The following is a 10257-nucleotide window of genomic DNA, read 5'->3' as shown; positions in this document are numbered from 1 at the left end:
CGGACTTCACCGCCTCCTCGTCGAATGATACGATTGGGTTGGACATGGCCTGCCTCCTAGCATGATTGAATTCGACACTCAAATCATACCGACGGCACGCGCCATGTCCTTTCTCTTTTCTGGGCGTGTTCAGCTTTCAAAGTGCGCAAAGAATTTTACGTTACCGATGGCGGTTCCTCCTGTTATATGGTCTAATTGCTTTATTTAGAAAGACGATCACGATTGGGGGCGGCATGTTGATAAGACCGGTTCATGTTTCGCTTGTTTGGTTGCTAACGATTGCTTTGACATTTTTTACCCCGATTTGCGCCGTAGCTTATGGAGATGAACATATTTCGTCGACGGGGAGTAGCCAGCTTGAATCGGCTGATGTTTTAACGTCCGATGATTCCATCGATAATGATGCGATCGATTCTGGCGAAGTAAACGATTCGCCTTTGGAACAAGGAAGCAAGAATGATTCTACGGGGGGGGGGCAACTTACGCCTGCCGAATCGGCAGCCGATACAATGTGGACGCCTTCCGATTCGACCTCGTCCGCTCAAGGCGTGCCAGATGTTTCGTATGACGCGCATGTCTCTAACGTTGGATGGCAATCGGTGGTTTCCAATGGCGATATTGCCGGCACAGTGGGGCAGGCGAAAGCTATCGAAGCTCTTAGAATTCAGTCTTCCAACCCAAATCTTGATATCCAATACAGTTCCCATATTTCCAATTTGGGTTGGGAGGGCGATTTCTCAAGATCAAACAATCAGGTTACAGGAACGATGGGTCGTTCTTTAGGGCTGGAGGCAATCAAGATCCGTCTTTCTGGCGCATTGGCGAATTCTTACGATGTCTATTACAGGGTACACGTCGCTAACTTTGGATGGCTTGGTTGGGCTTGCAACGGCAATCCGGCGGGCTCAACGGGCTGGGCTTATCATGTTGAAGCGATTCAAATTCAGCTTGTGAACAAAGGTATGGCAGCACCCGGCGATACCACTGGGGCATTTATTCCTTCCGATATTTTGAGCGCGTTGGTCAACCAAGTCGGCCAAACGACCTCCTGTTCTCTCAGTTGGTCTGATTTGGCTTCGATTAAGGCCTTGGGACTCGCGGATTCCGTGCGTGTAAGTGGCGAAATGTTATATCGTGGCAGGGTTACTCGCAGCGTGGTTTTCGATTCCGCTCTTGATGCGTCCGAATTGGTTGTCGACTTTGAGACATATGGACCATTTGATGTTTCGATCGACTATATAAAAGATGGCACGGTGAAGGCCACCCAGCACGAAAAGGTGGGCATAGTTGCTGACGAATACAACCTTGCTCCTTTGAGTGCATCGTTCCCCGTGGTTCTTTACTCCCTGGCATATTGGGACATCTCTTCCTTGCCAGATGGCGACAGCATTCCGTCTATCGTTATGCTCGATCGTCCATCTGCGTACAACTGGTCTTCGCTTCCTGATGGTATGTATGCAATGCCTTTTATGACGGAAAGCGAGAACGCGACGTCGAGCGACTGGTCCATTTTCGCGGATTATGTTGCGGCGCTTCACGAACTGAACCCTGATTCGAAATTTCACCTCTATATCAACGATATTACCTGTGCTCTGATTCATAGGATTATTTATGCAAACGGAATTCCTGATGGCAATTATTCAATAACTCTGCTCTCGGACGGTTCCGCAACATACGTGTTTACGAACAAGGCTTTCGATATCTCCGATCCGTATGCCAAAGAATCCGCTCTTATTTCAGAGTGGAATGCAGCAAAAGCGGCTGAATACCAGAGTGGCGCGGTTAGCTCGAACTATTCCGACTATCACGATCATTGGGATTCGATGCACGCTGTTCTGACGATTGAACCAGGCGCCGAATGGTGGATGACAAGAACAAATTTGTTTACGAGCGGCGATAATAACGCGTTCGCGAACGAAATCGCATCCAACCCCGCGGTAAAGAGGAAGAATGTTGCGTCGATGCTTTCTTCCTTGGAGGGCAGGGGCGAATCAGCGGTTTCGTCGCTCAAAACTCTTTATAATTTCAACGACGGATACTTCAACGATGCTGTCGCCCAGGGCAAGAAAGCCATGATGTTTTTAGGCACGTACGTTTACTATGAGCAAAATTTCAAAGACTACGCTCAATTGACTGAAACGTATTATGGGGATAATTATTTATATTATTACAAGGGCCATCCGAATACGCCAACCGGAATGTACCCAGAAAAACAGACTCAACTGGATTCTCTGGGTATTACCGATGTCGATTCTTCGGTTGCGGCGGAGCTTATTCTCTTCTTCAATCCCGAAATTGGATTGTCGGGCTATGGCTCGAGCACTTATAATTCCGCAGATGCCAGTATGGCGGGCGGTTTGTGGAATATGACAAAGGAGAATGCCCTTAGCCCCGATAGCAGCATCGATTATTCAGTGATGGATTGGTTCGCATCTCCCATAAGCGACTCGTCCAATGCGCAATACAAGGAGTTGTGTGCCGATGGGGACACCTGCTATCTTGTCGAGTTTTCTGACGAAATCTTGGCAAGCGGTGAATACGACTTCGCTATCTACTCTAGGAATAGTGCTTCGATTTCGTTTTATAAGAAGCAGCCCGTTGGGGCGCCGTCTATCGTGAAGGTGAATCGTGGGAATACCGACGTCCTTTCGACGGCCCATGTTTCTGAAGAAGGGTGGCTTCCGTCGGCGAAAACTGGCTCCATCGCCGGAACAACTGGAAAGGCCGAAGCACTTGAGGCCTTGAAGGTGGAAGTTCAGAATGCGCCTTATGATGGAGGAATTGAATACCGGTCGCATGTTTCAGGCCTTGGCTGGGAGAGCTCGTGGGCCAAAGATGGCTCCGTTTCCGGAACAACTGGGCAAGCGCGTAGCATCGAGGCATTGCAGATGCGGCTCTACGGGGACATGGCCGACAAGTACGATCTCTACTATCGCGTTCATTGCCAAAACTATGGATGGCTCGACTGGGCGAAAAACGGTGAAGTGGCAGGAACTACTGGGTATGCGCTGCGAGCGGAATCCTTTGAGGTGCGCTTGGTTGGGAAAGGGGAGGCTGCTCCCGGCAATACCGATGAGCCGGCATATCGTAAGTCCCCCGTGTGTCAGGCTCATGTTGCAAACATTGGATGGCAAGGCGAGCTTGGCCCCGATTCATATATCGGCACCGTTGGCCGAGGATTTGCCATGGAGGCCTTTGTCGCTTCGCTGTCTGGTATGGAATATGATGGCGGCATAGAGTACCGGGCCCATGTGGCTAATATTGGTTGGATGGATTGGTCTGCCAACGGCGGAGTCGCGGGCACTACGGGTCGTGGATTGCAGATGGAAGCCATAAAACTGAGGCTCACAGGCGATATCGCCGAACGTTATTCTATTGCCTACCGGGCGCATGTTCAGGATTACGGCTGGCTTGATTGGTGCTGCGATGGTGAAGAAGCGGGAACGACGGGGCGGGGCCTGCGCCTTGAGGCAATTCAAATAAAGCTCGTTCAAAAGAAGTAGGCGCACCCAGGCGCTGTCAACGAAAAATGGAGGGCACTTGGTGGCCCTCCATTTTTTTGCGACACGGCCGCTTGCGGCTTCCTTTTTTGTTCTGAGGCTAGAATTAAGTTTTGGTGCATATAATTAAATTTTAAAGCTGTTCGCGGCTAAAAAACTCAACAGTGTTTTGAATCGAAAGTAGTGTTCCATGCCTTGCTCTGCTTTTAAGGTATTCCTCTCAATATCGCTCATAGTTTCCTTTGCGATGCCCATTTCGGGCGCTTATGCCGACGACACTGCGAAAGCGTTCGAGCCAATTGATGTTGGGGTTGGTTCGGCTTGCGAAAAGGAATTAGATGGCGACGATGCGCCTTTGTCATCCGAAACTGTTTTAAACTCTTCGGAAGACGACTCCTTTTTGCCGTACGATGCGTCTTTGGATGAAGACGCGGTCGAACCTGAAACGTCAGATGGCTTAGCGGGGGAAGGCGTTGATTCATCTGATGTCGTAAGCGGAACCTCGGGCATTGCGGGTGTGGAATATTCGTCCCATGTGTCGAATGTCGGCTGGATGTCTTTCGTGAAGGACGGGTCTGTCGCGGGTACTACGGGCAGGGCTCTTTCGATGGAAGCGCTTCGCGTTCATTTAATTGCCGATGACGGCACTACGGATCTCGATTCGCAAATTTCCATACAGGCTCATGTCGCCAGCAAGGGGTGGATGGACTCTGTCGTTGGGGGTGCGGTTGCGGGCACCACGGGGCGCGCTTTAGCGATGGAGGCCGTTCGAATTAGGCTCGAAGGCGATTTAGCAAATAGCTATGATGTGTGGTACCGCGTGCATTCGGCTAACTTCGGATGGCTCGATTGGGCGAGCAACGGCGAAAGCGCGGGCTCTGCCGGCTATTCACGCGCTGCCGAGGCGATTCAAATCAAAGTTCTCCCCAAGGGTTCTGCGGCCCCTGGCGAAACCGATTCCGCTTTTAAAGACCGTAGCGCCGAGCCAGCATCGCTTTCCTATGCAGCCCATATGTCGAATGTGGGCTGGTACTCTGCCGTATCCAACAGCATAACTGCTGGCAGCACGGGTGTTGCACAAGTATGCGAGGCCCTTCGGGCAGATATTAGCTGGTATGGGCATAATGCTTCTATTCTTATGCGCGGCTGCGTTGAGGGTTCGGGTTGGCAATCTGACTGGTCTTCGTCTGCGGGCACAACTGGCCAAGCGAAAAAGCTGAATGCGTTCGAGGCATTGCTTGGCGGCGATGCGTCCGAGCAATACGATGTTTATTATCGCTCCTTTGTTTCTGGCTATGGCTGGCTTGGCTGGACGGCAAACGGCTTGCCTTCGGGAGTGCGGGATGGCAAGAATTGGATCCAGGCGGTTCAAATTCAGCTTGTTGACAAGGGACAGGCTGCTCCTGGTGATACCGAGAATGCTTTTGTTGGCGACGTTAACTCAGTGAATGGATCGGGAACAATTTTTGATGGGGCTTTGGCACCAAAAAAGATTGATGGGGGCATTCTGACCATCGGGGACTCTGCGAGCGATCGCCCCCTCTCGAATGCTTCATTGGGGATAGATAACCTTGTCTGTTCTGGCGAATTATCTTGGGAAATCCAAAAGCAGTTTTCAGGGTGGAAATCGTATACGACTGAACGAGGGATAACGAAAAGTATCTCGAATGATGCGGAGCCAATGCGCGCTATTAAAATGTCCCTTTCGGGAGATTTGGCGGAGCGGCACTGTGTCGCTTATAGGGTTTGCGTTCCCGGCAAAGGCTGGCTCGATTGGGCTATTGACGGGGATATCGCAGGCTCGTCCGATTCCTCAATAATTGCGCTCCAAGTTAAGCTGGCGCCTCGCGATTCTGTTTCTGCGGGAGAATTCGACGGGAGGCCTTTTGCCGAGGCCCCAACGAAAGGTGTTTCGTACCAATCGCATGTCGCCGACTATGGTTGGCTTGCTCCAGCATCTAATGGAAAGTTAGGTGGTACAACGGGCGAGGCAAAATCGCTGCAGGCTCTTCGAATTGGGCTTGATGATTTTGGCTCGGACTCTTCAATTAGCGTGCAATCCCATGTTGCGGGTATCGGATGGCAAAATTGGGCTGAAGGTGGTTCCGTATCGGGCACCGTGGGACAAAACCGGGCAATAGAGGCCGTGAAGATCAAGCTTTCGGGAGCGGCTGCTTCGGAGTACGATGTTTATTATCGTATGCATGTCGCCGACTATGGCTGGCTTGGTTGGGCCAAGAATGGAGAAGTGGCGGGCACCACTGGTTTGGCCAAGCAGGCAGAGGCTATTCAGGTTCGTCTGGTTGAAAAAGGTTCCAGCGATGCGCCCGAGTCCGTATTGACGCCCTCGGTCATTACTCCGTCGATGTCGGCAGAGACTTATATTCAGGGCAATGGCTGGCAGTCTACTGTTGGTAACGGTGGTGTAATTGGCACGACGGGTCAGTCTAGGGCGATGAAGGGCCTCTGCGTCTCAATCGATTCGTCATTGGCGGGCGACATTGTTTATTCAGCTCATGTCCAAGATATCGGATGGCAAAGTGAAGTGAAAAACGGCGAGCTTGCTGGAGCCCAGGATTGTTCTAAGCAAATTGAGGCTGTGAAAATTCGCCTTTCGGGTAATGTGACAAATTATTTTGATGTGTGGTACAGGGCGCATGTGGCAAGCTACGGTTGGCTGGATTGGGCGAAGAACGGTGAGCCTGCAGGCACCACAGGTATAGGTTATGAGCTTGAAGCGCTGCAGATTCGAATTCTGCCGAAGGATTCAAGTGCGCCAGGAAGCACGGCAAGGCCTTTTGCGACCGAGGCGAACGACTACGTTATGGGCGTCCAGCGTTCTAAATTGGTGGCGTGGCTTTCCATGCACCAATATGATGGCTATTATCTTGGCACGCCATATTCTGCAGGTTTCACTGTTGAAACATGTATGTACCCCAATGGCGCGCGTCGTTGGGATGGCTTCGCGGGTATGAATTGCACGGGATTCGTGGCGCATGCTTATCGGATGTGCGGTGGCGATTTGGGCGCCATCGGGGCCAACAACAACCATTCGCCTTGGTCTGGCGGACCAGGCGGCGGTTCATATATTAATGCCTGGCGTTGGTATGGATACGCGGTTGACTCTGGCGCAAAAATGTATACGTTTAATTCCGTGAGGGATATGCTTGCGAGCGGTGTTGCCCAGAAGGGCGATATAATCTTCTTTAAAACAGACGGAAGCATTGATTGCCATATTGGGTTTTTCTGGGGCGACGGTCCATCGGATAATAAAATGTGGCATCAGATTTTGCCGCAGAATTGCATAAGCGCATGTTTCAACAATGCAAACAAGGCTGAGATCAACCAGCAAGTGGTGCTCATAAAATAGCTATCGAGGATGGTATTCGCATGATACGTAGGAAAGCGACCGCGCTATTAATATCTGTAGTTCTGTGCTTCGGGCTTGTGCCGGCAGAAGCGTTCGCTTCGGTAGGGGAGGCTTTTTCGGCTCCTGCCGTTATTGTTGGCGTTGACGACGCGTCTTCGGTTGGTGATGATTTGTCTGCCGAGAGCCCCCGCGCAAATGAGACTGACGGTCAGGGTCAAGCGGTGCAAAATGCGGATGGCGCTCAACTGCGATCTGATGACTCAGCCGATATGAATGTAAACGACTTGATAGAGTATGTCTATATTGATAAAAGTGTTCTTGCACTTGGCGAAGAGCAAAACATCGTCGTTGCCCTGCGCGATGAATCGGGAGATATCTCCGATGCCGTTTTGACGCTTCGTGATTCGAAGGGCACAGAGTGCCATTTGAACGCTGTGGCTTATGCTAATTCTGCAGTTCGTTTTTCATTTACCTATTCCGATAACGGTCAAGCTCTTTCGTATACCCTGATTTCCCTGTCCTGGACCGATGGAAGCGCGCGTCAAAAAACATTAGACCTTTCTGGTGGCGTTGATGGCGATTGCTATGAATTCGATTACGTTGAAGAAGAAACTGCTGACGCCTTGGCTTCGGGCGACGGCGAGGTGTCCGCAGCTGTTATTGACGAGAATGGCCAGCTTCAGTCGGTAGATTCGGTGGAAGAGGCTCTGACAATTGCGGGCGCATCTAACTCCGATTCGGACGCTATTGCAATGTATTCTTCCGATTCTCGCGCAGCCGTTTCGTCGAGGGAAGATTATTTGATTGTGGCAATTGATCCGGGTCATGGGTACAACGATTCCGGTGCGGTTGGAAACGGTCTTAGGGAGTCTGATCTTACTTGGTCTATCGCAAACCATTTCAAAGACGAGTTAGCGACGTATACTGGGGTAACGCCGTACCTTACCACTTCGGGTGAAGAGCCTGGGCTGCAAACGCGCGTCGATCGCGCAGTCGCTATGGGCGCGGATGTTTTTGTAAGTGTGCATATTAACTCGGCTAGCGCAGGTGCCCATGGCGCAGAAGTATGGGTTCCGAACAATAGCTCTTATAATTACGATGTTCATGTTGTTGGCACTGAGCTTGGTCAAAAAATCGAGAATCAGCTTGCTGCTCTTGGACTGTACAACCGAGGCGTGAAGACTAAAGATTGGGGTTACGACCCCGATGGGGGCTATGCGTATCCCGACGGAAGCATGAAAGACTACTACAGTGTTATACGCAATTCACGCCTTGCGGGTATTCCTGGCATTATTGTGGAACACGCTTTTGTTTCCAATGATTCTGACGCTTCCAAGCTTGCCAGTGATGCATTTCGAACCCAATTGGGTATAGCTGATGCAACTGGTGTCGCGCAGCAGTACGGTCTTGTGAAGGATGCTACGGCACAAAGCATGGCGCTCGTGTCGGCTACTGCGCACGTTGCAAACCTTGGCTGGGAAACCTCCGTGTATGATGGTAAGGTTGCCGGTACGACGGGTAAGGCGTTCAATCTTGAGGCTCTTAAGCTTAGTTTGCAAAATGAGGCCGCGCAATCGGGTGGAATTGAGTATCGTGCCAATGTTGACGGTACTTGGCAGGGCTGGGCTTGCGATGGTAGCGTCGCTGGGACCACGGGTCAAGGCAAGGCAACTCAAGCCTTCCAAATTCGGCTTACTGGCGATGCCGCTTCAAAATACGATGTCTACTATCGTGTTCATTCTGCCCAGGTTGGCTGGCTTGGCTGGGCCAAGAATGGCGAATCTGCAGGTACCCTTGGTTATGGATATGGAGCGCAGGCTATCGAGGTTGTTCTAGTGGAGAAGGGCTCGTCCACTCCGGGTTCTACATCAAATGCTTTCATGGACAAGAGCAACCAGCCTATGTCCTTGAGGTATTGCGCTCATGTTGCAAGTATTGGTTGGCAAGACTGGACGAATGGCGTTGCGGGCACGACCGGTCGGGCGCTTTCAATGGAAGCGTTTAAGATTGGCATTGATAACGCAAAGGTCGATGGGTCTATTCAGGCAAAAGCGCATGTCCAAAATATCGGTTGGATGAATTGGGCCGATGCCGATTCAGTAGTAGGCACAACTGGCAAAGCTCTGCACATGGAAGCTCTGCAGCTTCAATTAACAGGTGCGCTTTCCCAGAAATACGACATTTATTACCGAGCTCATGTGTCTGATATCGGATGGATGGGTTGGGCAAAAAATGGCGAGAGCGCCGGCACTGTAGGGCATAATTTACCTGTCGAGGCGATTGAAGTTAAGCTTGTGGAAAAGGGCGCTGATGCTCCTGGCGATACTGTGGACTCGTTCCGCGAGCCGAAGATTTCTTATTCGGCGCATGTGGCGAATATTGGCTGGCAGTCTCCCGTTCTTGACGGGGATATTGCTGGCACCACGGGGCGGGCATTGTCCATGGAGGCCTTGAAGGTCTCGCTTGGATCTGGTGCCGGTGGTGGATCGGTTGCGATAAGGGCGCATGTGGCGAGTATTGGCTGGCAAGACTGGATGAGTGGCATGGCGGGCACGACTGGTCGGGCTTTGGGACTCGAGGCCGTTCAGCTGCGGCTGAAAGGTGATGCTGAATCGAATTTCGATATTTATTATCGTGTCCATTCCGCCGATTTTGGTTGGCTCGGCTGGGTGAAGAATGGAGAGCCGGCAGGGTCGCAGGGGTATGGTCGTTCTATTCAGGCGATTCAAATTCAGCTTGTTCCTAAGGGATCAAATGCGGGGCTCGATACGGATTCGATTGGCTTCTGGAACAAAGACGATGTTGACGCAGCGAACAACGGAAAGAAGATAGCTGGATACGGAAAAGCGACGGTTGAAAGCCTTGTTGCGGCGTATAAGGCAACGGGAATTGAATATCCCTCTAGTGTTTATTCCAAATACGGCGCTTCGTCGATAGAGGAGTTCTGTTCCATTATGGTTCGCGAGTCGCGTTTTGAGGGGATTCGTCCTGAAATCGTTTTTGGCCAGGCAATGCATGAAACTGGTTGGTTGCAATTTGGTGGATCGGTGAAACCCGACCAGTGCAATTTTGCTGGTTTGGGCGCAACAACCCCTACGACAGGCGGTGCGATTTTTAGTAGTGTTTCCGAGGGTATTAGAGCGCAGGTTCAACATTTGAAGGCTTACGCAAATAGCGATCCTCTTAATGGGGCGTGTGTCGATCCCAGATTCAATTTGGTTCAACGCGGATGTGCCCCTTTGGTTACGGATTTAAATGGCCGATGGGCTGTGCCGGGAACCAATTATGGACAATCTATACTAGCCATCGCTAACAGGTCAGTATAGATTTCAGAAAGGTAGTTCTAACTCTATCGGTGGATAATCCAATCTCAAATGCGCGCATTTA

General features: G+C 51.1%; 3 protein-coding genes. All 3 read left to right on the top strand.

Annotated elements, in window-relative coordinates:
* The first annotated feature begins 233 nt into the window (after window positions 1–233).
* The 3 genes from DMP05_RS08885 (at window position 234) to DMP05_RS08875 (ending at window position 10196) form a co-directional block, all read left to right on the top strand.
* Complete coding sequence (locus DMP05_RS08885; protein WP_123220110.1) at window positions 234–3503, top strand: hypothetical protein; 3270 nt, start codon at window positions 234–236, stop codon at window positions 3501–3503.
* A 244-nt stretch (window positions 3504–3747) separates the two neighbouring features.
* On the top strand, window positions 3748–6870 hold the full coding sequence (locus tag DMP05_RS08880) for a hypothetical protein (protein WP_161957521.1): 3123 nt from the start codon (window positions 3748–3750) through the stop codon (window positions 6868–6870).
* A 20-nt stretch (window positions 6871–6890) separates the two neighbouring features.
* Window positions 6891–10196 (top strand): N-acetylmuramoyl-L-alanine amidase, encoded by a 3306-nt coding sequence (locus DMP05_RS08875; protein ID WP_123220108.1) that lies wholly within the window; start codon window positions 6891–6893, stop codon window positions 10194–10196.
* Window positions 10197–10257 lie beyond the last annotated feature (61 nt).

This window comes from Slackia isoflavoniconvertens (assembly GCF_003725955.1).
GTDB classification, from domain to species: domain Bacteria; phylum Actinomycetota; class Coriobacteriia; order Coriobacteriales; family Eggerthellaceae; genus Slackia; species Slackia isoflavoniconvertens.
This window is presented reverse-complemented; position numbering and strand designations above follow the sequence as displayed.